The sequence below is a fragment of the Qipengyuania sp. HL-TH1 genome (assembly GCF_036365825.1).
In the GTDB taxonomy this organism is placed as follows: Bacteria; Pseudomonadota; Alphaproteobacteria; order Sphingomonadales; family Sphingomonadaceae; genus Qipengyuania; species Qipengyuania profunda.
In genome coordinates this window covers 2403458-2430426 of the sequence record NZ_CP142675.1, presented here as the reverse complement: position 1 = coordinate 2430426, position 26969 = coordinate 2403458, and the positions used below count along the sequence as shown (strand labels likewise).

At 59.5% G+C, this 26969-nt stretch carries 24 protein-coding genes and 1 pseudogene; 15 read left to right on the top strand and 10 right to left on the bottom strand.

The features are described 5' to 3' along the window. Positions 1-4: 4 nt before the first annotated feature. A complete protein-coding gene (locus VWN43_RS12515; protein ID WP_320181553.1) occupies positions 5-325 on the bottom strand; it encodes a conjugal transfer protein TraD in 321 nt (106 codons plus the stop codon). 156 nt (positions 326-481) lie between these two features. On the opposite strand from VWN43_RS12515, the gene traA reads away from it, so the two are divergent. After that, positions 482-3367: a Ti-type conjugative transfer relaxase TraA gene (gene traA, locus VWN43_RS12510; protein ID WP_320182172.1), complete on the top strand. Its 2886-nt coding sequence runs from the start codon at positions 482-484 to the stop codon at positions 3365-3367. A gap of 103 nt (positions 3368-3470) precedes the next feature. Here the strand turns inward: traA and VWN43_RS12505 are convergent, their stop codons facing one another. The 4 genes from VWN43_RS12505 to VWN43_RS12490 are packed head-to-tail and all read right to left on the bottom strand — an operon-like array spanning position 3471 to position 6509. After that, on the bottom strand, positions 3471-4502 hold the full coding sequence (locus VWN43_RS12505; protein WP_063505801.1) for a CBASS cGAMP-activated phospholipase: 1032 nt from the start codon (positions 4500-4502) through the stop codon (positions 3471-3473). Then, on the bottom strand, positions 4492-4983 hold the full coding sequence (locus VWN43_RS12500; protein ID WP_197458258.1) for a type II CBASS E2 protein: 492 nt from the start codon (positions 4981-4983) through the stop codon (positions 4492-4494). Before VWN43_RS12500 ends, VWN43_RS12505 begins: the two co-directional genes overlap by 11 nt. Further along, positions 4976-6277, bottom strand: coding sequence for a nucleotidyltransferase domain-containing protein (locus VWN43_RS12495; protein ID WP_320181555.1), 1302 nt, complete (start codon positions 6275-6277; stop codon positions 4976-4978). The genes VWN43_RS12500 and VWN43_RS12495 overlap by 8 nt, the downstream gene beginning before the upstream one ends. A 7-nt stretch (positions 6278-6284) precedes the next feature. Continuing rightward, positions 6285-6509: a DUF2188 domain-containing protein gene (locus VWN43_RS12490; RefSeq protein ID WP_063505905.1), complete on the bottom strand. Its 225-nt coding sequence runs from the start codon at positions 6507-6509 to the stop codon at positions 6285-6287. 184 nt (positions 6510-6693) lie between these two features. Between VWN43_RS12490 and VWN43_RS12485 the strand changes: the two genes are divergently transcribed. The 3 genes from VWN43_RS12485 to VWN43_RS12475 are packed head-to-tail and all read left to right on the top strand — an operon-like array spanning position 6694 to position 8452. Continuing rightward, entirely contained in the window at positions 6694-7260 is a 567-nt protein-coding gene (locus VWN43_RS12485; RefSeq protein ID WP_063505904.1) for a hypothetical protein, read from the top strand. Further along, on the top strand, positions 7257-7691 hold the full coding sequence (locus VWN43_RS12480) for a hypothetical protein (protein WP_063505903.1): 435 nt from the start codon (positions 7257-7259) through the stop codon (positions 7689-7691). Before VWN43_RS12485 ends, VWN43_RS12480 begins: the two co-directional genes overlap by 4 nt. A 5-nt stretch (positions 7692-7696) precedes the next feature. Next, a complete protein-coding gene (locus VWN43_RS12475) occupies positions 7697-8452 on the top strand; it encodes an ImmA/IrrE family metallo-endopeptidase (protein WP_063505902.1) in 756 nt (251 codons plus the stop codon). Positions 8453-8583: 131 nt separating this feature from the next. Here the strand turns inward: VWN43_RS12475 and VWN43_RS12470 are convergent, their stop codons facing one another. Then, positions 8584-8742 carry a hypothetical protein gene (locus tag VWN43_RS12470; protein WP_320181556.1) on the bottom strand — a complete coding sequence of 53 codons (159 nt, stop codon included), beginning with the start codon at positions 8740-8742 and terminating at the stop codon, positions 8584-8586. Between the two features lie 68 nt (positions 8743-8810). Here VWN43_RS12470 and VWN43_RS12465 point away from each other — a divergent pair, with 68 nt between their 5' ends. Further along, on the top strand, positions 8811-9434 hold the full coding sequence (locus VWN43_RS12465) for a hypothetical protein (protein WP_156488746.1): 624 nt from the start codon (positions 8811-8813) through the stop codon (positions 9432-9434). A gap of 656 nt (positions 9435-10090) precedes the next feature. Continuing rightward, the gene (locus VWN43_RS12460; RefSeq protein ID WP_063506960.1) at positions 10091-11314 is read left to right on the top strand and encodes a tyrosine-type recombinase/integrase; all 1224 of its coding nucleotides are present in this window, start codon (positions 10091-10093) and stop codon (positions 11312-11314) included. Between the two features lie 136 nt (positions 11315-11450). On the opposite strand, the gene VWN43_RS12455 is transcribed toward VWN43_RS12460, so the two are convergent. The 3 genes from VWN43_RS12455 to VWN43_RS12445 form a co-directional block, all read right to left on the bottom strand. Beyond that, positions 11451-11645: a DUF6961 family protein gene (locus VWN43_RS12455; protein WP_067695924.1), complete on the bottom strand. Its 195-nt coding sequence runs from the start codon at positions 11643-11645 to the stop codon at positions 11451-11453. After that, positions 11636-12187, bottom strand: a complete 552-nt coding sequence (locus tag VWN43_RS12450; RefSeq protein ID WP_197458270.1) for a thermonuclease family protein — start codon at positions 12185-12187, stop codon at positions 11636-11638. The genes VWN43_RS12455 and VWN43_RS12450 overlap by 10 nt, the downstream gene beginning before the upstream one ends. A 64-nt stretch (positions 12188-12251) precedes the next feature. Next, complete coding sequence (locus tag VWN43_RS12445) at positions 12252-12836, bottom strand: lytic transglycosylase domain-containing protein (RefSeq protein ID WP_063506971.1); 585 nt, start codon at positions 12834-12836, stop codon at positions 12252-12254. 138 nt (positions 12837-12974) lie between these two features. Here VWN43_RS12445 and VWN43_RS12440 point away from each other — a divergent pair, with 138 nt between their 5' ends. The 5 genes from VWN43_RS12440 (at position 12975) to VWN43_RS12420 (ending at position 22241) form a co-directional block, all read left to right on the top strand. Then, positions 12975-13883 carry a DUF7146 domain-containing protein gene (locus VWN43_RS12440; RefSeq protein WP_330767530.1) on the top strand — a complete coding sequence of 303 codons (909 nt, stop codon included), beginning with the start codon at positions 12975-12977 and terminating at the stop codon, positions 13881-13883. Between the two features lie 75 nt (positions 13884-13958). After that, the gene (locus tag VWN43_RS12435; RefSeq protein WP_067695919.1) at positions 13959-18206 is read left to right on the top strand and encodes a strawberry notch family protein; all 4248 of its coding nucleotides are present in this window, start codon (positions 13959-13961) and stop codon (positions 18204-18206) included. 104 nt (positions 18207-18310) lie between these two features. Next, on the top strand, positions 18311-20284 hold the full coding sequence (locus tag VWN43_RS12430; protein WP_067695916.1) for a ParB/RepB/Spo0J family partition protein: 1974 nt from the start codon (positions 18311-18313) through the stop codon (positions 20282-20284). Between the two features lie 305 nt (positions 20285-20589). Further along, complete coding sequence (locus tag VWN43_RS12425; protein ID WP_067695913.1) at positions 20590-21333, top strand: recombinase family protein; 744 nt, start codon at positions 20590-20592, stop codon at positions 21331-21333. Positions 21334-21791: 458 nt separating this feature from the next. Continuing rightward, entirely contained in the window at positions 21792-22241 is a 450-nt protein-coding gene (locus VWN43_RS12420) for a hypothetical protein (protein WP_067695907.1), read from the top strand. A gap of 35 nt (positions 22242-22276) precedes the next feature. Here the strand turns inward: VWN43_RS12420 and VWN43_RS12415 are convergent. Then, positions 22277-23628 (bottom strand): annotated as a pseudogene (locus VWN43_RS12415) (IS3 family transposase). Positions 23629-23735: 107 nt separating this feature from the next. Here VWN43_RS12415 and VWN43_RS12410 point away from each other — a divergent pair. The 4 genes from VWN43_RS12410 (at position 23736) to VWN43_RS12395 (ending at position 26853) form a co-directional block, all read left to right on the top strand. Continuing rightward, on the top strand, positions 23736-24359 hold the full coding sequence (locus VWN43_RS12410; protein WP_067695897.1) for a hypothetical protein: 624 nt from the start codon (positions 23736-23738) through the stop codon (positions 24357-24359). Positions 24360-24403: 44 nt separating this feature from the next. Then, entirely contained in the window at positions 24404-24766 is a 363-nt protein-coding gene (locus tag VWN43_RS12405; RefSeq protein WP_157075206.1) for a hypothetical protein, read from the top strand. Positions 24767-24893: 127 nt separating this feature from the next. Next, positions 24894-25691 carry a Fic family protein gene (locus VWN43_RS12400; protein WP_083508390.1) on the top strand — a complete coding sequence of 266 codons (798 nt, stop codon included), beginning with the start codon at positions 24894-24896 and terminating at the stop codon, positions 25689-25691. A gap of 67 nt (positions 25692-25758) precedes the next feature. Next, complete coding sequence (locus VWN43_RS12395) at positions 25759-26853, top strand: MvdC/MvdD family ATP grasp protein (protein WP_198147725.1); 1095 nt, start codon at positions 25759-25761, stop codon at positions 26851-26853. The last annotated feature ends 116 nt before the right edge of the window (positions 26854-26969 follow it).

Below are 26969 nucleotides of genomic sequence, written 5' to 3'. Positions count from 1 at the left end.
CGCTTCAAGCCGCAGTATTGCTGTCTGGACCTTTCGCGCTGCCTTGATTGTTGCCCTTAGGTTGGTTGCGCGTAGTCCGCGTCTTCCCCTGAAAGAATGCCAGGCCCTTCGTCGCCCAAGCCTCCCGCTTTTGAGGGTCATTGGTGGCCGCGATGGTTACGAGTGCGCCGGTCAGTTCCTCGATGCTGAGGGTGTCGGCACCAGTCGCAATCACCAGTTCGCCAAATTGCTTGACCTTGCGGGTCTTGAGCTGTGCTGCCTTCTCATTGAGGGCCTTGAGCTCGGCATCGAAATCTCTGGGTCTGCGCATGATTTTCTCCATCATTTTGTGATGAGATCATCCTAAAGCGGCCCGCCTCCGATTGCTGCAATGTTGCCGAGACGGGCTGATACGCGCCGGTCCCGAACAGGATTTTATCCTGTGAGGGCGCGCTTATACGTCGTGCCGACGTCGCTTGTTTGCAGTAACTGGCTTGCCGTCATGGCGATCTACCATTTCTCGGCAAAAGTCATTTCGCGCAGCGCGGGATCGAGCGCGGTGGCCTCCGCCGCCTACCGTTCCGCCGAGCGGCTCCACGATGATCGACTGGATCGTTCGCACGACTTCACCAACAAGTCGGGTGTCGTCCATTCCGAAGTGATGCTGCCCGAGGGTGCGCCCGAACGGCTCGGCTACCGCTCGACCCTGTGGAACGAGGTCGAGGCAACCGAACTGCGCAAGGACGCGCAGCTCTCGCGCGAGATCGAGTTCGCGATCCCGCACGAACTGAACCAGCAACAGGGTATCGAGCTTGCCCGGGACTTTGTGCGGTCCGAGTTCGTGGATCGCGGCATGATCGCCGACCTCAATGTCCATTGGGATGTGGGCGCGGACGGTCTCGCCAAGCCGCATGCCCATGTCATGCTCTCCATGCGCGAGGTAGGCGAAGACGGGTTCGGCAAGAAGGTGCGCGACTGGAACCGCACCGAATTGATCGAGACATGGCGCGAGCGCTGGGCAAGCCACGTCAACGAACGGCTGGCTGAGCTCGATATCGATGCGCGGATCGATCATCGCAGTCTGGAGGCGCAGGGGATCGAGCTGGAGCCTCAGACCAAGATCGGTGCGCCGTCATTGCGCATGGGGGCGGAAGCAGACCGGCTGATCGAACATCACGCCATCGCGCGCGAGAACGGCGAGCGGATCATCGCCAAACCCGACATTGCCCTCGATGCCATCACGAAGGGCCAGGCGACATTTACCCGCCGCGACTTGGCGAGGTTCGTCCATCGCCATTCGGATGGAAAGGACCAGTTTGATCGCGCGCTGAGCGCGGTGCAGTCTTCGCCTGATTTGGTTGCGCTCGGCAAGGATGGGAAGGGACAGGAGCGATTCACGTCGCGCGACATGATCGAGGTGGAGGCGCGGTTGGAACGCGCGACCGCTTCGATCGCCGAACGCGAACAGCACCGCGTGCACGAGCAGTTTCGCGACCGCGCGCTGGCCGCCGCCGAGCAGCGGGGTCTGTTTCTTTCAGGCGAGCAGCGCGCGGCCTTCGAGCATGCTACCGCCGGTAGAGATCTCGGCGTAGTCGTTGGCTATGCCGGGACCGGCAAGAGCGCGATGCTGGGCGTTGCCCGCGAGGCCTGGGAAAGCGCTGGGTACAATGTTTGCGGCGCGGCGTTATCCGGCATCGCGGCCGAAGGGCTGGAGAACGGCTCGGGCATCGCATCACGCACCATCGCCAGCCTCGAACATCAGTGGGCGCAGGGCCGAGACCGGCTCACCTCGCGTGATGTGCTGGTCATCGACGAGGCTGGCATGGTCGGCACGCGCCAGATGGAGCGGGTTCAGTCTGTCGCGAATGATGCCGGAGCCAAAGTCGTTATTGTGGGCGATCCGCAGCAGCTGCAGGCGATTGAGGCAGGCGCGGCGTTCCGCGCGATCCATGAGCGCCACGGCGGGGTCGAGATTACCGAGGTGCGGCGGCAGCGCGAGGACTGGCAGCGAGATGCCACGCGCCATCTGGCAACGGGCCGCACCGCCGAGGCATTGGACGCATATTCGGCAAACGGCATGGTGCATGTTGCCGAGACGCGCGACGCTGCGCGCGAGGAACTGATCGTGGGCTGGAATCGCGAACGCGCCGCACGACCCGATCAGTCACGCATCATTCTCACGCACACCAACGATGAGGTTCGCGCGCTCAATGAGCTGGCGCGCGACAGGCTGCGCGAGGACGGCGCGCTGGGCCAAGACGTTTCGATCAATGCCGAGCGCGGCACAAGACAGTTCGCGACCGGCGACCGGTTGATGTTCCTGCGCAACGACCGCGAGCTTGGCATCAAGAACGGGAGCCTCGGCACGATGCAATCGGTCAGCGCGCAGCGCATGGCGGTGCTGCTCGACGATGGTCGGAGCGTCGCGTTCGACACGAAGGACTATGCCCATTTCGACCACGGTTACGCCGCGACCATTCACAAATCGCAAGGTGTCACTGTGGACCGCGCCCATGTTCTGGCGACGCCGGGAATGGATCAGCACAGCAGCTATGTTGCACTATCCCGCCATCGCGACTCCGCCGACCTCCACTATGGCAGCGATGATTTTGCAGACCGCGACAAGCTCGCCCAAACTCTGTCGCGCGAGCGCGCCAAGGATATGGCAAGCGACTATGGCGAGATCGAGAGCATTGAGCGGCGGTTTGCCGAGCGGCGCGGGATCAGCTTCCGTGAGCGGGTTGCCGAGATTATTCGCAAGGTGCCAGAAAAAGTGCGCGGCCTGATCGATGGAATGCGCACGCCGGAAGCAGACCGCCAGATCAGGGCGCAGGCCGCTGTTCGACGTCACGCCCGCGCAGTTAGCAACTTGTTCATGGCGCAGGAAAATGGCGCGACCCTCGATCAGCGTGTCGAGCAGGGAAGTCAGGCGGCGCTGAAGAAGGAGCTTGCGACGGCGCGCAAGGAACTGGACGCGTTTGGTGCGAACTATTCACGCGACATCGAGCGGGCCTATCTTGCCGATCCACCGTTAGCGCATGAGGCGGCCAAGGGTGAAGTCCGACGTGCCATCCTTGCCATGAAGGCCGTGCAGAAGGCTCGCGGTGCAGGGCAGGAAAAGGCCGATCAGTTTGTGGATCGCTGGCAGAAGCTTCAGAGGAACAGCGAGCAAAGCTACAGGCATGGCGAGATGAGCAGTTACCGGTCAGCCCGCTCTGAGATGTCGAATATGGCAAAGAGCCTCCAGCGCGATCCCCAGCTTGAGTCGCTCCTCGCCAGTCGCAAGGCCGAGCTGGGCATCGGTATGACCAGCGGTCGCTCGCTTGGTGGCGAACTAGCCTTCCATCATGGCCTCGATCTTGGGCGAGGGCGGGCGATTGCGATTTAAGGGCAGTTGCCGACAGGCATGCAAAGCGGTCAGTCTGGAATGCGCCCCATGCCCGGTCATTCGACAGGTAGATTTGATGACCCAATAGTGGCCGTCTTTTCGGCTATGCATCAGTGTAGTGACGTTCCCTTGGGAGCGCAGCTTCGGCAAAAAACCGCGCGACTTCCTCTCTCAATTCGTCGAAATCCCGATCCGCCGATCTCGGAAGGATAGATAGCGCTCGATCGTAATCGTCCATTTCGATAGTCCCGTCATCGCCAGCGGGCTCGACCCGGAGACATGTATCAGGTCCGAGCAATAACTTGGCCTGAGCCGTTGCATTGTCGGTGGTCAGGAACATCGCCGCTTTGATCGCCCCTCGCCAAGAAACTGCGCCGCCTAGCGCCGCTTTCGGCCGCAATTCGAACGGCGGATTGCCGGTGCCAATGCTAAGGATGTCGATTTGGTCAGGTGAAATCTCATAGGCGCTCAATACGTCCACTAGTGCCACCATCACCGGGTTGTTTGCCCAAACGCCGCCGTCGATGAAAATTCGGCCTGAGGGCGTGTGTTCGTACCCTTTCAAATAGGTGGGAGCTGCGGAAGTCGCGCGGGCAACCTCCCAAGCCCGCGTCTTGTAGTCGTTGCGGAAATCGGAGTGGTGGTCGGTCTTGAACACCGCGATTTCGGTCTTGGGGACCAAAAAGGCGGGGATGACGACCCGCGTCGTTGCTTCGCCGAGGAAACGGTCGCCAAACCTTAGTCTCAGCGCCTTTTCCAATTCCTGGTGGTTGAGATGCGGCCGGAACAGCCAGCGGAAGCCTCGCCACCATTTGCCGAGCCGGGTAGTGGGCAACGGAGGAAATATTCTGCGTCCGTCGTTCGTGTAGAAATCCAGAATATCCGAGGTGGAATAGCCGAGCGCGAGTCCCAGCGCGATAATGCCGCCGGTTGACGTTCCGGCGATCATGTCGAAATAGGATGCCAGGGGCTTGCCAGCGGTCAGCTCCTGCTCGCATCGGGCAAGGAACTGAGCACTGTAGATGCCCTTGATCCCTCCGCCGTCGAGGGAAAGTATCTTGAAGACCTTGCCCTCCGGCCAGGGCTGGCGGCCCCGGCGAATCGCCAGGCTTCCGGCACGGCGATCAGTGAACATCAGCCACGGCTGCGCGAATGGACTCAGCTTCAATGGCGTTCATCTGTGCGACCGACTCGTATCCGACGCTCGGTCCCAGCCACTCCCCGGTGAGGTGCCACAGCTCGTAGTAGTGCAGCCACTCGCTAGTCCATTTCACTGTCGTCTCCGAGATGAGATCCGCATCGCTCCACTCCCGCCCGTCCGGATCGAACAGACAAAGCCCCGACTTTATAGGGTTGTCCGAATCAAACATCAGGTGAGGAATCTGGACATAGTTGCCTCCAGGCCGAGGCTCGATTGGCGGATCGGCGATCATCACATAGGGGCGATCAATCTTCCCCGGCCACCACAATATGTTCACGGCGTACGCTTGTGCGCGTGGCTTGAGCACTCCGCGCCAGACCACCAGGCCGTTTTCGTGACGCCGCCCGTGGAAGTTCGGCCACAGGCGGCGCATGGCATTCAGTTGTGCATGTGTGGATCTTGAGCCATCAGCCACCCGAGGCTTCTCCATCCGAGGGCAGGCGACCGGGATGGAAGCGATGCTGCGGAATTGGCTGCACTTCCTGTTTCGCGGCAGCAATCGCCGGTGTGTAGATCGTCCCGGAACCCGGCTTGATGAGCAAATCGCCCCCGCTTGTGGTTCGCCGATCGTAGCGATCCTTGAGAATGCGGCGTTCTTCCTGCCCGAACCGTTCGCCGAACAGTTCGTCGATCTTCTTCAGGATCGCGCTCTGCGAAGAGCAGTTCATCTTTTCGATGGCATCCGCGAGCAGGTCGAGGTGGTCCGCCAGCACGGTCATGTCGGATTCCGCCTCCGGCCATGCACGCGGCCAACGATCATTGATCTTGTCGGGTGGGTAGCTCGGATTCACTTCACGAGGCACCGTGCGGCGTGCCAGGTGCTCGCGCAGGCTATCGGAGATGAACTTCGACAGGGCATAGAGTTGAAGAGTAAGCCCGCCCTGAATCAGCCCCATGTCGCCGGTCAGCTTGGTGAGCCAGATCGACGGCGGCCGCTTCAGGCGCGAGTGCGTGTAGCGCAAGTTAAGGTAACGCTTCAGGAGCTTTAGCGCGACCGCTTCCTGCGCGTCGATCCGAGATGGGATCATCGGCGGAAGCGGTACTTGCTCGGCATCGGCGAGGATGCGGCGCTCCGCTTCGTCGACCACAATCAGGCGGGACAAGCCCGCCGCGTCGCGCGCAGCTTTAAGCCGCTGCTCAAACAGGCGCTCACCAATGCCTACCTGAGTCCGAAACCAACCGGTGAATCCCCAGGGATTCGAATCGACGCGATAGGTCGGTCCGGTATCTGGCGAATGGAAAATATGGCCGGGCCGCTCACCACCCATCCGCTGCCGACGATCCATGACGGTGACGTCCATGTGCATGAAGGCAAAGCGGATCTGAACGCAGCGGGTGCAACGAACCACCTCAACGGCGCCGGGGAAGTTCTTCAGTGTCTCGAACAGCTGGTCGAGCGGTTCGCTTTCGGGCCAGTGCAGCGGCACGTCAATTTCCACGATAGCGTCGACGTCGAAACGGTCGTCGTTGTCGCCGCTCAAGATCGTCGTGCTGGTAGCGACGGATCCTTGCGCATAGATCAAGCTCTCGCCATCGACGAGATATGGCCGCAACGGGCTCGTCGGACGTTCGACATATTCCTTGAGCCGCCGGTAGCGGTTTTCCGCGATCTCACGATCGTGCGGGCTGAGTTCGATGAGGACGGCTAGGTCGAGAAGAATCTCGTCGAGCGTAGAGGTATCGAGTTCGGGGGCGGGAGCAGTCGCCATTGTTCGGTTATCCTTTCGGGGGGAACGGATCGTTGCCGTAGCTGTTGCGTTCACGAATGCGACCATTGCGACCGTGGATCAGCACTTCGCTGGACTGATTCTGCGCGATGTCACGCGCTTGCTCGTTCGCCTCACGTTGCGTCTGATGCACCGAGGTCACGCGGTTATTGCCCGCGCCCCGAACCGCCCATCCATTCGCGTGGGGAACAACATGCTGGTTTTTTCCTGCCATGATATATGCCTCATCAGTTCGCCGACCAACATTTCGTACGACTTCGCCGCTAGTTGATCTTCTGAACACGTAGGCTGGTGGAAGCTGGGCCTCGGACATTGCCCAATTATTTTTTTCTCGTAACGTCCGAGATCGACGCCATCGCAGCCTATTGTGTCGAGGGGTCAAGAACGGGGGCAATGATTTGAGTACGGCGGTCCTCACGACGCAGGAGGTACAAGACGCTCTTGCCGCGCTAACGGCGGCCGACTTCTTGCGCCTAGAACGTGCAGCCGTAATTTATGCGGTCGGGATTGGGGTCGAGGCACGTGATGTCGTCAACGAAGCCATCCGAAGGGCGCTGGATGGCACACGAAAATGCCCGAAGGACTTGCCTCTCTTGAACTTTCTCATTGGCGCGATGCGCAGCATGGCGTGGGCCGCGCGAGAGAGCGAGAAGGAGGAACCCATGATCGAAAGTATGAGTTCCACTTTGGACGATGGCCAGGTTGTCATCGAACCGCGGGCCACCGATCGAAATGCGGAGGAGACGTTGCTGGAACGCGAAGATTCCCAAGCACGATTGAAGGCGCTTGAAGGTTTGTTCCACGACGATGAAGATGCTCAGCTCGTCCTTATGGGCGATCTCGAGGATATGAACGCCGGGGAAATACGCGCACTCGGCGACTGGGATGAAGCGACCTTCGCTACGATTCGGCGCAGGATGCGTCGGCGCATCAATGTCGCCTTTCCGAAAGGCTGGGTCCAATGACACGTAACACGACGCCTGGGCAAAAGCTGTTGCCGTTCGCAGACGCGTTGGTCGAGGACTGGATGACCCTTTCCGATGAAGAGGTGTTCGCGGAGACTCGTGCCGACGGGTTCGATCCGGAAGTTGTTGCCGCAGAACTGCGCGCCCATATTGAGGGCTTGGTTGCTGAAAGCGGGAAGTTGCGGCTCGCGCGCGCTCGCGCTGGACTAGCGGAAGCGCGAGCAGATCGCGCTGCCTCGAACTTGTTCCACCTGCCGATCTCGCGCAAGCAGGAGATTCTCGCACAGTTTGCGGCAAATGATGGCCGCCTCCGGGATCGCATGACCATGGCGGCGCGTAAGGGCGAGGGTGCATCCGAGCGTGAGATTGACGATATACTGCGGGATCTCCGCGACTTGGGTGCAATCGACGATCAAGGCAATCCGCGTTGAGGTCGATGAGCGCCGCCGAGAAGCTGTTGCGGGAACTAGGCATTGACGCCGCGAAGGACATTGATGTCGAGGCCATCGCCTGGGACGCGGGTGCAGAGGTCCGGTTTGCGAAGCTCGATAGCTGCGAGGCTCGTATAATCGGCTACGGTGATCGAGCGATCATCACCGTCGATTCCAGCGGGATTTGGCAACGGCGGCGCTTTTCGGTCGCGCATGAGCTGGGTCACTGGAAATATCATCGCGGCCGCTCGTTCGTTTGTCGTTCCGACGAGATCGGTAACCAAAGACGCAGCCTCACGGATCCGGAGCGCGTCGCGGATGCCTATGCCGCCGACCTGTTGCTGCCCGGTTTCCTCTTTGCGCCAATGGCGAAGCAGTACGGCAAAGCGACCTTCGATGCGGTGGATCAGATCAGAGCTGAATTTCAGACCAGTCGGACAGCAACAGCGCTGAGAATGGTGGACTATGGTCCGGAGCCCGCATTGCTCGTTTGTCACGGCCCAAACGGGAGGCGTTGGTTCAAACGCGGCCCCACTGTTCCTGACCGCTGGTTTCCGCGCGATGAGATTGACGCCGATTCCGACGCTCTTGAGGTTCTTCACGGCACGAAAGAACGGACGACCAGAAGCCTGATTGGCGCCGATGCTTGGTTTGATCGTTGGGAGGCGGAACGATACGAGGTCTATGAGCAGACCGTTCGGATGTCGACGGGTGACGCCCTCACTTTGGTAGTGATTAAATCCGCCGAAATGCTCGAGTAGAGTTCAACCCGAGCCTTGTTCGCACAAGGGCAGCTATCTCGAAAGGGTGGTCCCAAAAGCGCCTGTCGGCTCACGGCCCAATGTTGGCCAACGTGTCGCTTTGATCTTCACTTCCGACTTCGCTGGCATGGTTAGTGGGCCGTCTGTTCAAATTCCTGCCGCACCGGTTTCGACTGGTGCGTATCAGCAAGCAGCCATTCCGCTATAAGGTAGCCGTGCTGTGCATTGTTCACGTGGCCGCTGAGCAGCGGGTGGGGCACGTCGGGATCGCCGTTTGCAGAGTTCGACATCCGAGGATAACTCCGCTGAGGTCTTTGTGCTTGCCCAGCCGGGCCGGTGTTGGGCAGTATTGCTTGTCATGGACAGTCTTCCCGACCAACAGTCAATCCGCATGGGAGCCGCTCAAGAAGCGGTCGAACATCTCGGCCTTCTTAAACCGGGAGCCGCGGCAACGATCAAAGACTTGCTGTGCGATTTCCATGGGGAGCATCCGCGGTCGGTCTGCACCACTTACCGTAAAATGGGAGGTCAGCTCTCCGATGATGAAAAGCGTGCGATCGGAATCAGGGCAAACGCCTTTCTGAGCCGCGCGGCACTTGCCGAAATCAGCGAAAAAGGCATGCTGGATCCGATCCGAGCGCACGAGATCACGCTTTTGCGAGCATCTTTCGTGATCTTCCGGCACCGCAATGCGCAGTCCTATGCACGTATGATGGCCAACCATCCCGATTATCCGATCGAAATCCAATACGACGTATTTCATCCTGATGCTTGTACGGTCTGTTCCGGCCTCGACCGAACACCAGTGCCTGCCGATTGGGGGCTGTTCGCGCCGACGGGGTGCACGTGCTTGACGGCGCCCTACGGTTTACGGTCTGAAGTTGATTTCAACGCTCCGCTGCTTGCAGCGACGAAGAAAGTGGGAGCAAAATCCGCAAATTCGTTTCTCGCCAAAGTGCGCGCGTTCTTTACGCCCGACTAACCAACACTGTCGCAGGGCCCGGGACCGAAAAAGGCAGCGACGTGCGGACCATCCCCATGGCGTAACAGTCAGAGAAGCGTCCGCTTTTCCTAAAACTGTTTCAGAACCTGCCATTCCGTTTCCGGCCCATTAGTTGACTATGCTGCAGAGCGTTAGCGACCTTCGCGTACCTGTCGTATATTGCGCTGCGCACAAATGAGCAAAACAAGGGGTGCCTTGCCCTCACCGTTTGCAAGGTGCTGCCGCACGATTGCGAGCTTGCCAACGATTAATATCAAAGCCTACAGCCCCAATCGAGTTGATAAGAAAAGCTTGTGGTAAGACGTGATGAGATGTAATGAGAATAAGTGATTTCAATAGAGATTGGTAATCGAACCAATACTTTGAAATCATTTAGTGCCAGTGGTTGTGCCATATTCGTAGATCAAATTTCCCTTTGAAAACAATTACAAATTCTTATTAAGTATTATCGAGTCCTCTTCTGGGCACCATTTGTTCTTCTCACGTTCTCCCAAATAATCTATAAAACCCGCAGAAATCCTAGGGATTTGGCCCTTGGATCGTTCCGGATCGTCCCGCCTGTTCTCGGGGGTTCCAGACACTTTTGTGGGCCTTTTGAGGCCGTTTCGCAAAGGCCCAGATGAAAAGGCCCCCACATGCCGCTGACAGATACTCGCCTCCGCGCACTCAAGCCCAAGGATAAGCCGTACAAGGTAACCGATGAGCGCGGCCTATATGTTGAGGTCACGCCGACCGGCGGCAAACTTTGGCGATTCCGATACCGGATCGGCGGCGCGCAAAAGAAGCTCTGCATCGGCAGCTATCCCGACATCAGCCTCAAGCAAGCGCGAGACGCGGCCTACGAGGCGCGACGAGCTGTTGCTTCAGGGGGCGACCCGGCTTTTGAGAAGCGGAAGCGGAAAATCCGCGCAGAGTTCCTTTCTGCACAGACGTTCGAGGCAGTCGCACGTGAGTATATTGAACAGATGATGGTCCAGAACGGCCGCGCCGATGGCACGATCGTCAAGGCCAACTATTTCCTCGACAAGCTTGCGCCTGCCATCGGGAACCGACCCATCAACGAGATCGAGCCGTTCGAAGTTCTGGCTCCCCTCAAACGGCTGGAAGCCACCGGTAAGCACGAGACTGCGAAGAAATGTCGGTCGTTCGCAGGCCGCGTGTTTCGCTACGGTGTTGCTACCACCCGCTGCAAATCCGATCCGACCAGTATGCTGAAGGGCGCTCTCGTAACGCCGAGAGCCACGCATTATGCAGCAATCCTCGAGCCCACCGAGCTAGGTGGGCTGCTGCGCGCAATCGACGACTTTACTGGCTACATGGTGACGAAGTTGGCCTTGCAGATAGCGCCGCATGTGTTCGTACGCCCCGGCGAACTCCGGCACGCCGAATGGCATGAGATCGACCTCGTCGATGGGGTCTGGAAGATCCCTGCCGGTAAAATGAAAGCGCGCCGAGCGCATGCCGTCCCACTTTCCAAGCAGGTTAGAGGCTATCTCACTGATCTGGCCGAGATGCTCGGCCGCGAAGGATATGTTTTCCCATCTGCGCGCAGCTCCAAGCGTCCCATGAGTGAAAACACGCTCAATGCCGCATTCCGTCGCATGGGATACTCGAAGGAAGAAGTCACCGCTCATGGACTCCGGGCGACAGCATCGACATTCCTGAACGAGTCGGGCCTTTGGAATCCTGATGCGATCGAGCGTGCCTTGGCACATGGCGACAGCAATGTTGTGCGTGGCATCTACCATCGCGGCAAGCATTGGGACGAGCGCGTGCGGATGGCTCAATGGTGGAGCGACTACCTCGATGAGCTCCGGACTGGAGGAAAGGTCATCATGGGGAAGTTTGCGAAGGGTTGATCGGGAGATCGAATTTCTTCTCAGCCAGTGCAGGATTGAAGGCTCAGGACCAGCCCTATCAGGGACACTGACGCGAGCAAGGCGAACTCAATTCTGATGCCCCAGACCTTAAGCCACTTCCGCATCGTGCCGAGCCTCAGTTCGTAGAGCTTTGGCAGCTAAGCTGATCGAACCGTTCAGCAACAGTCTTCCACGTTGCTATGCCAGCCTCGTCCCCTTCGTTGGATAGCCGCTGGATTTGCTGCGCGATATACGCGGTTCCCTCTCCGCCATGGTTCTTTTCGACCCAGAGCGCGACGGCCCACAATTCCTGATCGCGGTTCAGCACCATGGTTCACGTCTCCCGGTCCAGGTTCGCGCCAGGCCTTCGCTGACCAGCTGATCGCCAAGCGAGCGGCCGCCGCGCGTTACAACCCGCAATTTGCGACCGTACTGATCCTCGTCTCTGCTACCGATGGTCCTCAGTTCAAAGGGCCCGCCATTCAGCAATTCGACAAGGCGGTGCGTCGCGCGCATGCCGAGCTGGTATTCATAGTCGCAACGAGGCTCGCTGATCTCGGGAGTGTCGATGTCGGCAATCCGGATTTTCACGCCATCAAGCCAGAAAGTATCTCCATCCACGACGCATGTGCGCCGGACGGATCCGCAGATGTCGAATTGTGGGGAGCTTGCTTGCTGGAATAAAGCCTGAGGCTGCTGATCGTCGTTAGCAAGGCTGGCATCATGGACTGACCAGTTGAGTGCCAGCATCCCTCCAGCAAATACGATCGCGAATGCTCCCAAACCCAACGCGATCTCCTTTCTCAGCTTCCGGCGCTTCTGTGCCTTCAACGCCTTGCGAAAGTCGAACGGCTCACCGGGGGTCTCATTCACTGGCGTTGTCCGTCTTCATTCCGGCACATGATTTCAGACAATAGCCGGAAATCAGGTAGTTTCGTCAATTGTACGTACCAATTGCTTGCCAACGTCCCAACACAGACCGGACATATTGCGGCGTTTCACCATTGTTGGGAATGCCGCGTGATCGGGAGACGGCACCTGGGCCCGCATTGTAAGCAGCCAAGGCCAGGTGGACCGCGTCGAACCGGTCCAACATGTCGCGAAGGTACCTGGCGCCACCGTCGATCGATGCAAGAGGGTCATGACGGTTCCGGACGCCCAGTTCTCGCGCCGTGGCTGGCATAAGCTGAGCAAGCCCGGCAGCACCGGCTGGACTCACAGCCATCGGATTGAAGCGGGACTCAGCCCAGATGAGAGCACGAAGCAGATTGGTCGGAAGCCCGTAACGGCGCTCGGCCTCGGCTATTGCCGCCATATACAGGCCTTCCCGGTAGGATACGTCTGCTGGCCCTGTTTGGTAGATTGCAGGTAGATATTGCCTTGCCGGCTGCTGGTCCGTCTTTGGTGGAACGATCGCGTGCTCGAACAAAGTGAAATCCTGGGCGCGGACCTGCTGTGAGGAGGTCGCGATCATCCCCAGACAGGCGACCGCTATCGCAGTCAGACGATTGAGGGAGGTCATCTCGACTTGTGCTCCATTGATTCGAATCGAAAGAGAACATAGATAGAACATATCCCTGTAGGAAAGCGGCGAACGCCTGCCTTTGGGAGAGGAGAGGAGCGCTGATGAGGGGGCTACTTTGCATGCTGAGGAGCTCGCATGTCCCTGTCTGTCCAAACTCATCCCAACCGGTCGCTTGCCGAGACCGCCCGTCGCATTTGCGAATCGCGAGGGGGCAAATGGTCCGGCACAAAGGGCATGGCCTGTTGCCCCGCGCATGATGACCGCACGCCGTCACTCGGTGTGTCGCTCGGTCGACAGGCTATCCTTTTCCATTGCTTTGCGGGATGTGATCAGCAGAGCGTATTGTCTGCATTGGCGCGTGAAGGTTTCGAGGCACCGGCGCTCTTTTCAGCTTCTGCGACTACCGAAGGTCCCGAGCAGACCAGAACGCGCAAACCCTCGGCGGCAGCGCTGAGGATCTGGCGCGATGCACAGCCACTGCGTGCCAGCCCGGCAAAGGCATATCTGGAGAGCCGCGGCATCCTTGCCGCATCTCCGGCGCTCCGCTTCCATTCACGAACGCCGCTTGGTCCGAAAGGACGAACCCCCTTTTTGCCGGCGATGATTGCGGCGGTCAACCTCGACGAGGGGCCGATCGCCATCCATCGCACTTTCCTTTCGGGCGATGCCAAGGCTGATTTCGACAAGCCGAAGCGCGCGCTTGGCGCGCTCGGTGAAGCTGCTGTTCGTCTCTTCGCTCCGGCCTCCGGCCTGCTCGGCCTTGCTGAAGGGATCGAGAGCGCAATGTCGGCTTATGCTCTTACCGGCATCCCCGTCTGGGCGACCCTGGGCAATGAGCGCTTCGGTCTCGTCAGCGTGCCTGAGAGCGTGACCGAGCTTCACCTCTTCGTCGATCACGATGCTGGCGGCGAGCTGGCTGCGTCGCGTGGCCTGGCCGCTTATGCCCGCGATGGGCGGACGATCCACGTTCGCAAACCATCCTCACGCGACACCGACTGGAACGATGAACTTACAGCATGGCTGCGCCGCAAAGCGGCGCGGTAGAGGAGAGAGAGCTTCTCGAATTCCTGATCCGGCAGAGGGCGTGTCCCGATGCCCCCATCAGGAGGACGAATTGCCATGTTTCAATCAGACCTGTTTCCCGCCGGCGAGCAGTTGCCGTCCATGCCCTTGGCCTATGCCATCGGCACCCGAGTTGCCGCGCTTCTTGCTTCGGGACGTCATCTTACCCGTACCGACATTTCCGGGCTGTTCGCCGAGGAGACTGGATCTTTGGACTGGGGAAGCGCCTGGACCATCGCTGACTACAATAACGCGGTCGAGATCGGCGCACTGCTCTGGTTGCGAGAGTCCTCACGGATCGATCTGGCGACGAACGTGCATGAAGCCGAAGCGCGGTTCGACTGGCTCCAAGCTGCCTTTCCGCCGCGGCATGTGCGCAGCGAAGCACAGGTCGAGCTCCAGCAGTTCTCGACCCCGCCAATGCTGGCCTGGCTGATGGCGAAGGCCGCAGCTGGCTGCGCGCAAGACACGCTCCTCGAACCGTCCGCAGGCAATGGTGCCCTTGCTCTTTGGGGCAGCGTCCAGAACGCTTCGCTGCTCCTCAACGAGATCGATCCGGCAAGACGAGACGGTCTGGCCCACGTCTTCCCCACGGCCACCATCACTGCGCATGACGGGGAACTGATCGCCGACTTGCTTCGCGGCCCTGTTCCGTCTGCCGTGCTGATGAACCCGCCGTTCGCTCACAGCCTGGAACGCGGCAAGGACGGTGAGACCGCTATGCGTCACCTACGCGGTGCAATCCGGGCCGCTGCTAATCGGGCGAGGATCGTCGCCATTATGCCTGAAGGCTTCGACGCCTCCGCCTTCGCCAAGGAACAGGACGAAGCATCGCTGCTCCTCGATGTTCGCCTGCAGCAGATGTTTCGCCGGACAGGGACGGGGATCGCTGTTCGCCTGGTTGTGTTCGACAAGACGCCGACTGCGTCCTCGCCTGCGATCACCGGAGATACTGCCGACCTCATCTCGCTCCACGAGCTTATCACTGCGCTTCCGCCACGCATACAGACCTCCGCCAACATCCACCGCCTGCCGCTCGGCAAGCCAGTGCGCCTCGTTGGCAAGACTTCGGCCCAAAGCGCGCCGGTTCGGCCGGTGGCGCCGTTCGCCGCGACACCAGCAGCCACGGCGAATGCGATCGACCTTGCCTATTCGGTCCTCGCCGACCCCGCGCCTGTGCCCGAACAGGCAGGCATCTACCTGCCTTACCGGCCCAGCCGCATCGCGTTCGAAGGCGCTCCGGCCCATCCCACCCCGCTCGTGGAATCGGTCGCCATGGGTTCGGTCGCGGCACCGCAGCCCGATGTTTGCCCGCGCCTTCCCGCATGTTGGCAGGCCGATGGCCTGCTGTCCGAAGCGCAATGCGAGACACTGGTCTACGCTGCCCAGGCATTTGCGCGCGATCTTCCGGGTCAGTTCAAGGTGAGCCAGGAAGGCACCTCGCTGGAACTCTCCGAGGACGGACACTCCTACCGCCAAGGCTTCTTCCTCGGCGACGGAACCGGAGCGGGCAAAGGACGGCAGATCGCCGCGGTCATCATGGATCGCTGGCTCGCAGGCGAGCGCCGACATGTCTGGATCACCAAGAACGAGGCGCTGCTCGAAGATGCACGCCGCGACTGGGAGGCGCTTGGCGGGCTGCCGCTCGATCTCCAGCCGCTCTCGCGCTGGAAACTCGGCCAGCCCGTAACGATGTCCGAAGGCATTCTCTTCGTCACCTATCCAACGCTGCGCTCGGGCCGCGCCGAGGATACGCGGCTCGACCAGATCCTTGCCTGGGCGGGCGAGGATTTCGACGGTGTGATCGCCTTTGACGAAGCCCACGCGATGGCCAATGCGCTTGGGGGCTCTTCAACCCGCGGCAAGGTCAAGGGCTCCGAACAGGGCATGGCGGGCCTCAGGTTGCAAAACCATCTCCCACGCGCCCGCGTGCTCTACGCGTCTGCCACTGGCGCTTCGGATATCGCCAACCTCGGTTACACTTCCCGCCTCGGCCTTTGGGGACCCGAGACCGCCTTTCCGACCCACGAGGCATTCATGACCGAGATCCGCGCTGGCGGCGTCGCGGCGATGGAGCTCGTCGCCCGTGATCTCAAGGCCCAGGGTCTCTATCTTGCCCGTGCGCTGTCCTTCGCCGGGGTCGAGTACGAGATCCTCGAACACAGCCTGACCGAAGCGCAGATAAAAATCTATGATGCCTATGCTGATGCCTGGGCGATCATTCACCGCAACCTCGAAGCTGCGCTCGAAGCAACCCGCGTGGTCGACGAGGACAGCGGCGACACGCTCAACCGCAATGCCAAGGCTGCGGCGCTATCGATCTTCGAAGGCACCAAGCAGCGCTTCTTTGCCCAGCTCCTGCTTTCGATGAAATTGCCGAGCCTGATCCCCGCGATGGAAGTAGCGCTTGGCGAAGAGCATTCGGTTGTCGTGCAGCTGGTCTCGACCGCCGAGGCCATGCTCGACCGGCGCCTTGCCGACCTTACCGTGGAAGAACGCGAAGCTCTCGATATCGATCTGTCCCCGCGTGAATACGTCATCGACTACCTTACGAAGAGCTTCCCGATACGATTGATGCAGGTCTTCGCCGACGAGGACGGCAATCTTCGCTCCGAGGCGATGAGCGACGGAGAGGGCAATCCCGTTTTCTGCCCGCGCGCCATTGCTGCGCGCGATGCGCTGATCGAACAGCTTTGCGCACTGCCGCCCATCGCCACTGCGCTCGATGCGATTATCGAACATTTCGGAACCGACGCCGTGGCCGAAGTCACGGGCCGGACCCGCAGGCTTGTCCTCGGCCGCGATGGTGAGCAGCGCCTCGAACGGCGTAGCCCCAGCGCCAATGTCGCCGAAGCGCAAACCTTCATGGAAGGGACCAAGCGCATCCTGGTCTTCTCGGATGCGGGCGGCACGGGGCGTTCCTATCATGCCGACTTGGGCGCCAGGAACCAGCAGCGCCGGGTTCACTTCCTGCTTGAACCGGGATGGCGCGCCGACAACGCCATCCAGGGCCTTGGTCGCACGAACCGCACCAATCAGGCCTCAGCCCCGCTGTTCCGCCCGGTCACCACAGATGTGAAGGGCGAGCGCCGGTTCATCTCGACTATTGCGCGAAGGCTCGACGCTTTGGGCGCGCTTACGCGCGGCCAGCGCCAGACCGGCGGACAGAACCTGTTCGACCCGGCCGACAATCTCGAAAGCGATTATGCGCGCGACGCGCTCAGCCGCTGGTTCCAGCTGCTCTATGACGGCAAGCTCGAAGCCACCACTTTCGGCCACTTCGTCGAGCGAACGGGCCTCCGTCTCGAAAACCCAGATGGGGGACTGACCGACAATCTCCCCACGATCCAGCGCTGGCTCAACCGCATCCTCGCGCTGCCGATCGCGCTCCAGAACGCCATCTTCGATGAATATCTTGGCCTCGTCGAAGCGCGGATCGAAGCCGCGCGCGAGGCCGGAACGCTCGATCAGGGACTGGAAACCGTGAAGGTCGATCGTTTCACGGTCCTCGCCGATGAACTCCTGCGCACCGACCCCGTGACCGGAGCGGAAACCCGCCTCGTCTCGCTCGAAGTGACGAGGCACCTGCGGCCTCTGCGCCTGCAGCGCCTGCTACGGATGCACGAGATTGGCAGCCCGCACGCAATCCCGATGCGCAATGCGCGCTCGGGCAAGGTCGCGCTGTCGATACCAGCCCGGCGTCTCATCGCCGACGACGGGGAGGTGATCGAACGTCGGCGCCTGCTGCGACCGCTCAAGTCCGCGAACTGGACGCTTGAGGCACTGGGTGAAAGCCACTGGGAAGAAACTGGCGTCACCGCGTTCACGAGCGCCTGGCGTGCCGAGGAAGAAGAGGCTGGCGCTTCACCGGTGACCGAGCGCGTCCATCTCGCTACCGGGCTGCTGCTCCCGGTCTGGAAGCGCCTGTCTGGCGATCATGTCCGGGTCACCCGGCTCGTTGCCGAGGACGGCCAGTCGATCATCGGACGTGAAGTGCTCGATGTTGATCTCTTTGCGATTTCCAAAACCTTTGGCCTGTCCGGGGTTACCGGACCATCGGCAGAGCAGATCGGCGACCTCGTCCTCGCAAGCGGAAAACCGCTGGGCCTCGCAAGCCATGATCCACTTACCGTGAAGCGCTCGTTGGTCGGCGGCGAACAGCGCCTCGAACTGACTGGCTTCTCGCCCGATCGGCTCGACTGGTACAAGAACAAGGGCTGCTTCACCGAGATTATCCGATACCGCACGCGGCTGTTCGTGCCAGTCTCCGCAGCCTCGTCGGTCCTCCCCGCGCTTGCCGCCTGATCCCTCGGGCAGACCCCAATCTCAGAATGAGAGTGGAGGGAGCCCTTTGGGCTTGTGGGCCTCGTGATCCTCACCTGCGCCTGCATCCTATCAGGAGAACACCCATGATCCAGTCAATTCCCTTGAAGAAGCTCGTCCCGAGTCCGCGCAACGTTCGCAAGTCGAGCGACGTGCTGGCCGACCTCCAGTTGCGGGCAGACATTGCTGCGCGCGGCCTGCTGCAGAACCTCGTCGTGCGCAAAGGAAAGCGCGGCAAGTTCGAGGTCGAGGCCGGCGGTCGCCGTCTCACCGCGCTGCAGGCGCTGGCCGAAGAGGGCACCTTGCCTGACACGCACGAAGTCACTTGCCTCGTTATCGAAGGCGAGGAAAGCGAAGTGCGCGAAGCAAGTCTTGCCGAGAACTTCCAGCGCCTCGCGATGAACCCCGCCGACGAGGCGCAGGCCTTCGCCTCCATCATCGAGGCAGGGGCTACCACGGAAAACGTGGCGCGCCGCTTCGGCCTCACTGTCCGGTTCGTCGAAGGACGTCTGCGCCTTGCAAGTCTCGCGCCTTGCGTCTTCGAAGCGCTCGCCGAAGGCACGATCACGCTCGACATGGCCAAGGCCTACGGCGCGATCTCCGACGTGGAGCGCCAGGCGCATGTCTATGCCGAACTGCAGGACGCCTGGTACCAGATCACGCCCGACACGATCCGCCGCATGGTGCTCGATGCCACGGTGCGCGGTTCCGATCCGCGTGCTGTTCTCGTCGGACGCGATGCCTATATCGCCGCAGGTGGCCGGATCGAGCGCGAACTGTTCGACGATGATGCCAGCGAGAGCTGGATCGACGTCGCGCTGCTCGAGGACCTAGCGCACAAGGCCATGGACGAAGCCGCAGAAAAGACCGCGCTCGAATATGGACTTGCCTGGATTCGGCCGACCCTTGGCAATTACGTCAGCCACGACCTTGTTGAAGGTCTGAGCCGTCTGCCTTGCGAGCCTGCGCCGATGACCGAACAGGAAGCGAAGGAACTTGGCGAGCTCGAGGCCGACTACGACCGCGTCGCCGCTGTGCTCGAAGACGAGGACAGCGACGAGGATGAGGTCGCCAAGGCCGAACAGGAACTCGTGGTAATCGACCGCGCCATGCGCGCGATCAATGATCGGCCGCCGGTACTCGCCGACGAGCTGAAATCCGAAGCTGGCGCCTTCCTAGTCCTCTCGCGAAATGGCGAGCCGACATTGGTCCAGCAATACTACACCGAGACCGAAGTCATCGCTGACGAATGTGTGGTCGAGGCCGTCGAGGAGAGCGGAGCGGCGAAGCCTAAAGGGAGCTCGCTGTCCCAGCGCCTGCTCGACGAGCTCGCGATGCAGCGCCGCGACATCCTCGCGATCCATCTCGCAAACGATCCGGCACTGGCACTCGACTTCATGGTCTTCACGCTCGCCGATGCCGATGGGCACGACTGGCGCGCCAAGAAAGCGTCGACGCTTGTCGGATCGGTAGCGTCCGGCCCGGTCACCGGGTTTGAGGCCAAGGATGCGCCGGCGAGTGCTGCTTTGGCCGAATTCGCGGGGTCGCTCGATGAAAGCTGGCGTGCTGGCGAGAGCGATGTCGAGCGGTTTGCCAGGTTCCGGGCGCTTACCGACGAGGCGCGCTCGGCCTGGCTTGGTCATGTCGTCTCGCGTGCACTCGTTGCCAGTCTTGCCTGCGAAGGCGAGCGTTCGGTGCCGATGCACGAGGCGCTCGGCTCGCTGCTCGAAATCGAGACCGCGCATTGGTGGCGTCCTACGGCTGCCAACTACTTCGACCGTGTTGCCAAGACCCGCACGCTCGAAGCGCTCGATGCCGCTGGTGGTCCCGAAATGGTCAGTCGCTACGCTGCGTCGAAGAAGGCAGAACTCGCGAGCGCTGCCGAACGCATTTTCTCGGGCAACTTCATCGGCGAGGCAGATATCAAGGAACGAGCGCAGGCCTGGGTGCCTTCGAGCATGCGTTTCGCCGGTTCGGAAGAAGTCGAATTGGCCGACCACGAAGGAGACGAGGCGGTGAACGCCGAAGCAACTGACGAAATTGCCGAGCAGGCTGCCTGACCCCTCCTGACAGGTCCAGGTCACTCGGCGGGCGGTCCGTCCCAATCGGGACGGGCCGCCTTTTCCATGCCAGATACTCGGCAGAAAACTATCAGTCCGCGTTTGGGTAAAAAGACAAGAGCAGACCTTGCAATGCTGGCAATCGACTTAGGCTGAAGGTCGATGGCTGATCGCTCCAAGGGGAGCGGTCAGGCGCGAGATGCCCTTGCTCTTCATATAGCCGCATAATTCTCCACATCCGGCGCTTAGACCTTCTCCGCCGATCGCAACGGGGCGATGTTTCGAAGGAATTTCGGAGTTTGCCCATGGATATCGAAGCTATCGCACCGTTGAAACGGTGCGCAATTTACACCCGCAAGAGCACTAACCAGCGCCTCGAACATGATGTCAATTCACTGGTTACGCAGCGCGAAATCAGTAGCGCCTATGTCAAGAGTCAGCAGTACAAGGGTTGGGTCGAGCTGCCCAACCGATACGACGATGGCGGCCATTCGGGGAGCGGAATGGATCGCCCTGCGCTCTCGCAGCTCATGCAGCATATCGAAGCAGGAGAAATCGACGTTGTCGTGGTGTACAAGATCGACCGGCTGACCGGTAGCCTTGCCGATTTCGTTAGGATGATCGAGATCTTCGATCGCCTTAACATAGCTCTGGTCTCCATCTCACAGGCCTTTGATACTTCCGACAGTATGGGCCTGATGATCCTCAATGTGCTGCTTACCTTCTCCCAGTTCGAACGCGAGCTTATCGCGGAAAGGGTGCGCGACAGCATCCGCACGCGCAAGCGGCACGGGAAAATGCACGGTGGTTTGCCGCCATTCGGCTATGTTGCCACTCCTCAGGGGTTAAAGGTCGACGAGCCAGAAGCTGAGATCGTCCGGTTTATCTTCGACGAGTTTCTGCGGACACGGCGATACACCCGCGTCATGACGGCCGTTCGCGAACGGGGTCTTTGCAGCTCGGTCAAGTATTCGCCGCGGGGCAAGCCTCATAACCTGAAGGTCGCAGGTTCAAATCCTGCCCCCGCAACCAACCGACAAAATGATTAAACCATTTTTTTCATAGGGGTTTTTTCTTTGTCTGCGGCACGCATTTGACGCTCAAAACTCCCCCGTGATACACTAAAATGGAGTCGCACAGCGCTCACACAAACGCACACAAAGGGAGGCGCTTTGGAAATACATCGAATCTTAGGTGACAAGGTCCGCCTCTACCGCCGTGCGGACGGCGGTAACTGGCACTGCTCCACATACCTCGACGGCAAGGAGTGGCGCAAAAGCACGAAGCTGCGCAGCCTCGGTCGCGCCAAAGACGTTGCCGAAGATTGGTATCTGGAGCTCTGCGCCAAAAAGAGATTTGGCGAGCTCGAGTCCGGCAAAACCTTTGCTCAGGCCGCAAAGCAATTTGAAAAGAGTACGAAGCGATCACCCGTGGCCGGCGCAGCCCCAAGTGGGTGCAGGGCCACAAAGACCGGATCAGGCTTCATTTACTACCTCACTTCGAAAAGATGCCCGTTAAGAGCATCACCTCCGGCACCGCTCAGGAATACCGTGTGAAGCGGATGACTAAGCCGGAAGGCTGGAACGATGACGAGAAGGAGTGGAAGCCGCCTGCGCGCAACACACTTCACAACGAAGTCGTAACGCTGAGCATGGTGCTGAAGACCGCCTACCGTCACGGATGGATCGAACACGTCCCAGATCTTTCAGATCCTTACCGTCGCCAAACCAAGGTCGAACATCGACCCTGGTTTACGCCAAACGAATATAAGCTATTGTATCAGGCCACGCGATCCAACGCGGCGGACCCGCAGCGTCCGCACTATCGGTGGCATGCGGAGCAGTTGCACGACTTTGTACTTTTCGCGGCCAATACCGGGCTCAGGCCGGACGAGCTCAAACAGCTTGAATTCCGCGATTGTCCGTCGTCAGAACATTTGGCACAACTCGCGGCGTAGGCTTACGGAGTGTGGGCCTTGTCTGGGTTTGATGTTTAGGCGGCGAGCCTGCGGTGTTGCAAGCGCCGATGTTCGAGTGTCTGTCGCTTGATCCTTTCTCTTCGTTCGATGATGGCGGTTGCCCTGCCGAAGTAGGCATCGGCAGGCGTCACGTTTTTCAGGCTCTCGTGGTAGCGCTGATGGTTGTAGTGCTCGGCGAAGGCCTTGATCTGCTGTTCGAGATCGCCAGGCAGGAAGTAGTTCTCCAGCAGGACGCGGTTCTTCAGCGTCTGGTGCCACCGCTCGATCTTGCCCTGGGTCTGCGGATGGAAGGGCGCACCGCGTATATGATCCATGGCCTTGCCTTCGAGATAGCTGGCCAGTTCTCCGGCGATGTAACTGGGACCGTTGTCACTGAGCAGGCGCGGCCTGTGCAGGACATTGGCATGGTCGCAGCCTGAGGCGGTCAGTGCCATGTCGAGCGTCTCGGTGACGTCCTCAGCCTTCATCGTCGTGCAGAGCTTCCAGGCGATGATGTAGCGTGAGTAGTCGTCGAGCACAGTCGAGAGGTAGACCCAGCCCCACCCGATGATCTTGAAGTAGGTGAAGTCCGTCTGCCACATCTCGTTGGGCTGGGTGGTCTGGGTGTGGAACGCCTCTGCCGCCTTGATCACCGTGTAGGCCGGGCTGGTGATGAGGTCGTGGGCCTTCAGGAGGCGATAGACCGTGGCTTCCGACACGAAGTAGCGCTTCTCGTCGGTGAAGCGCACGGCCAGCTCGCGCGGGGACAGCTCGGTCTGCTCCAGTGCCATCTCGACGATCTGCTGCTGGATATCGTCTCCGATGCGGTTCCACACCCGGCTCGGCGCTGAAGGGCGGTCCTGAAGCGCCTCGGGCCCGCCCTCGAGGAAGCGATCGTACCAGCGGTAGAAGGTGCGCCTAGCCACACCGAGCTGATCCAGCGTGCGCTTGGCAGGCAGATGCGACTGCTCGACGATCCTGATAATCTCGAGCTTCTCGGATGCGGGATACCTCATTCGTCGTCACCCCCATCCGCGATCATGCTTTTTTTGAGCAGCCGGTTCTCCAAAGTGAGATCGGCCACACACTCCTTCAGATCGCGTGCCTCACGGCGCAAATCCTTCACCTCGTCCGTGGTCGCAGCACGCGCAGTATCGCCAGCCAGGCGACGCTTGCCGGCTTCCATGAACTCCTTGGACCAGGTGTAATACAAGCTCTGGGCGATCCCTTCGCGGCGACACAGCTCGGCGATGGAGTCATCACCGCGCAGGCCATCGAGCACGATCCGGATCTTGTCTTCTGCAGAGAAATGCCGACGGGTCTTGCGGCGGATGTCCTTCACCACCTGCTCGGCAGGCGATTTGGACCTTGAGGATTTGGGCTTCATCTTCGTTCCTTCGTCACTACGACGAAGCCCAAATCCTCCTTAAATCACAACCGCCAATCTGTGCCATAGGTGCTGACGGGGGACACCACACCGAACAGAGCCTTGCGTTGTTCCGCCGCAGCTTTGTCCAGGCAGATGGTGCCTATCAGGCATTCCGCGAGCAGGCGCGCAACAAGGGGCTTCGGCATGCGCAAAACGAACTCCTGAGACGGCCCTCCCAATTTGGCGAGGTCGCGCTTGCGCCTACCCCGGCGGACCTAGAGGCTGTGGCGCCTTCACTGCGAAGCATTCAATATACCGAGAAGAAGATGTTCGAGGTCCGCCTTAGCGCAGACGACACACTTCTTGAAGCTGCCGCGCTGGAACGGGCGATGAGCGAGCATGGCATCTCCGGTCCGCGGTGGCAGCATTCCGCCCGCGCAAGACAGAATAGTCTTGCCGCGCAGATCTCGGCAGGGCGAGACGCACTTGAACGCGCTTTGAGTGAACCCGATGGACGCAGGCTTATTCTGATGGCCGAGGCCCGCGCCGCGAGCATCAAGCTCGATCAAGATACCTACAGGCGTCTTGATCAACACCAGAGGACCAAACTCAAGGCTATTGCGGAAGCTTTAAAGAAACCTGAGAATGCGGAGCGCCTCCGCGCCTTGGAGAAGGCGCGGACCGAGCAAGAGCGAAAACCGTTCCAGGATCAGGCTGATCCTCGAAAGTATCAATACTATCAGCGATGAGCCCGCGCGCTTCCAGACAAGCGCCGGGCGGTATAAATTTCACAGTGGACGCTAACGCCAATCCGCCGCCCGACGCCGTGCCTCTCGAACCTATATTCGAGAGGCTCATTAATCCGAAGACCGGTGAGCAGGTAATTCGACCGCTTGCGCGTAGCGCCACTCGAAATGGCCGCATCTATTTCCAGCCCATGCCGCTCATCTTTGGTGTGCCAGTGCGCGCGAAGATGCCGGTGCGACGGAGCACAATGAGCTTGCCGCCACGCAGCGACGCCGACGGGAAGAACTATGTTTGGGGCGGGCACCTAGAAAAATGCGTCGACCCCGATACCGGGGCAATTTGGTATGAACCGGTGGTCTACATCGTCGAGCAAGCTGCGCATCCAAATGGACGGCTGGTGCCCAAATAGATCCATGTCCGAGGCAAATAAGTCGGCGACAGAGGAGCTTGGGAGCCCACATTCCCTCGTCCCGACTATGACGTTGGCGTCGACGCCGACTAAGTGAAAAAGGGCGTCTACGGGCGCCCTTTTTTCGATGGCTTTGCTCAATAGGGTCGCAATGCGAGAGGACCGATTTACCTTACCGGAATGCTCACCGCACCTGACGGAACGATATTGTGAGCTGGAGAGTGTCGTCACCTCGCTCAACCGATACTACGAAAATGCAGTGTGGCGGAGCTACGGGAGCGAAGTTCGAGCCTCGGGACTCCTGCAAACTGTTTCTTTGCACGATGAGCGCATAGCGACGCATCCTCGGATTTCTTACCGCGCGCCGAGCCTGGCGACCTTTCAAGAAAGGCTATGCTCGGAGCCGGTTCTCGTCGAGCGATGGGAGCAGTTCCTCGATTGGCAAGTCAACCCTGAGTGGGCCATTGAGATGGGCTCAAAATTGCTCGGCGAAGTGGCCCAATTTCGCAACAATGAAATAGTCAAGCCACGGATGGGGCATGTTGCGGGTTGGAAATACATAAATGTAGAGAATTCGCGGCTATGGCATCCGGAATTGAAGAATGTCCGAGCGCGTCGATCCTTTCCTCCGTTGTTGGAGGCGGTAATTCTATACGCGGTCTTCGTAATTTTTCATCCTTTAAAAGAAGGCAATGGACGTGTGGCGCGCGCAATTTTTCATGGAAATCTTGCAAATCGAGGAGTGATTTCAGCACCCTTTCTTCCGCTAGGCCCCATGATTTATCATTATGGAAACTCTTTCACGCCGGCATTCCGCGGCATGGCCCAAGACGGAAGATGGGAGGAATTTCTCCAATTCATGTTAGATCTCATCGAACTCTGCTGCCAATTCACAGCATTGGAGAGAGGTATCTCGGAGCTTTAGAATGACCAATTTTCGATCCCCACGTGTGCTTATCGTCGCAGAGCCCCAAGATCACACGGCCTACGTAATGGCATTTTTGCTGGAGAGGAGGGGTGTTCAGGTCGAATTCTTTATGCCAAGCCTCATTCCCTATTACGATGAGCAAACCACTTACGTGGGCGACGGGTGGTCATTCTCAACCGAGAGCCAAACGATCCTGGGTCCTGATGTCGTCTATGATACCGTCTGGCTCCGACGGACGGCGGGAGACTCCGTCAAGGAGTTTGAAATCCACGAAGATGATCGGCCATATATAGAGCAAATTCACAAAGCTCACCGGAAATCAATTCTGTCGATGATTGATGTTATGTGCAAGAATGCCGGGAGTCTGATGGTCAACGATTTTCCAGCTAAGATGATTGGAAACAGTAAGCATCTGCAACTGATTATTGCGGCACAACTCGGCTTGCAAATCCCACAGACCCTAATCACCAACTCACCTGAACAGGTGGAGCGCTTCCGTGAGAAAGCTCGAGGACGGCTCATTTGCAAATCGCTTCTTCCTCACACTTGGAAGGGAGAGCAATCGAGTTGGCACGCCTATTCGGCAATTTTCCCGCCACGTTCCTCGCGCACTGACGAAGCTGTAAGACTTCAGCCGGCTATCTTCCAACAATATATAGAAAAGAAGTATGAGGCGAGGGTAACTATCTTCGGGGAGAAACAATTCGGCATAGCGATCGAATCCCAGGGACATGAAAAGGCAATCGTAGACTGGAGAATGTCTGGTTTGAGTGGCGTAAAGTGCTATCCCTATGAGCTATCACCGTCCTTATTCGAGAAGTGCTTGCAGCTAATGAAGGAGCTTAACCTAACGTATGGGGCGTTTGATTTTATCATAACGCCTGACGATGAAGTTGTCTTCTTGGAAGTGAACGAGAGCGGACAATTCCTTTTCTTGGAGAATAAATGCCCAGAGGTTCCTATCACCGACGCGTTTTGCCACTTTCTGGCTTGGGGAACCCTAAGCGACTGGGATGCGTCCAGCGCCCAAAACCTGTTTCCCGATGTGCTGAGTGACCCGGAATACCAAAAGTACATTGAGCAGTTTAAGTTTTTCCCTAGCCCTGATTTGGGCTTTGTGACCGATATTGGTGAGCAGGTCCCCGCGCTTTCTGCTTAGCTATCTGGAGTGCTTTGTAATGGGATATGATCAGGTCCTACGAAGTGGCGCATTCCTGAGAATGTTTAGAACTGTGCCGATATCTCTTTGCCTCCTAGGGGCGGGTGCTTTGCATG

Bases quoted from the DNA above. Each gene is read 5' to 3' on its own strand.
- VWN43_RS12490 (WP_063505905.1), bottom strand. From the start codon at position 6,509: ATGGCAGGAAAAAACCAGCATGTTGTTCCCCACGCGAATGGATGGGCG.
- VWN43_RS12425 (WP_067695913.1), top strand. From the start codon at position 20,590: ATGGATATCGAAGCTATCGCACCGTTGAAACGGTGCGCAATTTACACC.
- VWN43_RS12470 (WP_320181556.1), bottom strand. From the start codon at position 8,742: ATGTCGAACTCTGCAAACGGCGATCCCGACGTGCCCCACCCGCTGCTC.
- VWN43_RS12460 (WP_063506960.1), top strand. From the start codon at position 10,091: ATGCCGCTGACAGATACTCGCCTCCGCGCACTCAAGCCCAAGGATAAG.
- VWN43_RS12475 (WP_063505902.1), top strand. From the start codon at position 7,697: ATGAGCGCCGCCGAGAAGCTGTTGCGGGAACTAGGCATTGACGCCGCG.
- VWN43_RS12430 (WP_067695916.1), top strand. From the start codon at position 18,311: ATGATCCAGTCAATTCCCTTGAAGAAGCTCGTCCCGAGTCCGCGCAAC.
- VWN43_RS12420 (WP_067695907.1), top strand. From the start codon at position 21,792: ATGCCCGTTAAGAGCATCACCTCCGGCACCGCTCAGGAATACCGTGTG.
- VWN43_RS12440 (WP_330767530.1), top strand. From the start codon at position 12,975: ATGTCCCTGTCTGTCCAAACTCATCCCAACCGGTCGCTTGCCGAGACC.
- VWN43_RS12515 (WP_320181553.1), bottom strand. From the start codon at position 325: ATGATGGAGAAAATCATGCGCAGACCCAGAGATTTCGATGCCGAGCTC.
- VWN43_RS12435 (WP_067695919.1), top strand. From the start codon at position 13,959: ATGTTTCAATCAGACCTGTTTCCCGCCGGCGAGCAGTTGCCGTCCATG.
- VWN43_RS12395 (WP_198147725.1), top strand. From the start codon at position 25,759: ATGGCATTTTTGCTGGAGAGGAGGGGTGTTCAGGTCGAATTCTTTATG.
- VWN43_RS12400 (WP_083508390.1), top strand. From the start codon at position 24,894: ATGGCTTTGCTCAATAGGGTCGCAATGCGAGAGGACCGATTTACCTTA.
- VWN43_RS12480 (WP_063505903.1), top strand. From the start codon at position 7,257: ATGACACGTAACACGACGCCTGGGCAAAAGCTGTTGCCGTTCGCAGAC.
- VWN43_RS12495 (WP_320181555.1), bottom strand. From the start codon at position 6,277: ATGGCGACTGCTCCCGCCCCCGAACTCGATACCTCTACGCTCGACGAG.
- VWN43_RS12505 (WP_063505801.1), bottom strand. From the start codon at position 4,502: ATGTTCACTGATCGCCGTGCCGGAAGCCTGGCGATTCGCCGGGGCCGC.
- traA (WP_320182172.1), top strand. From the start codon at position 482: ATGGCGATCTACCATTTCTCGGCAAAAGTCATTTCGCGCAGCGCGGGA.
- VWN43_RS12465 (WP_156488746.1), top strand. From the start codon at position 8,811: ATGGACAGTCTTCCCGACCAACAGTCAATCCGCATGGGAGCCGCTCAA.
- VWN43_RS12445 (WP_063506971.1), bottom strand. From the start codon at position 12,836: ATGACCTCCCTCAATCGTCTGACTGCGATAGCGGTCGCCTGTCTGGGG.
- VWN43_RS12455 (WP_067695924.1), bottom strand. From the start codon at position 11,645: ATGGTGCTGAACCGCGATCAGGAATTGTGGGCCGTCGCGCTCTGGGTC.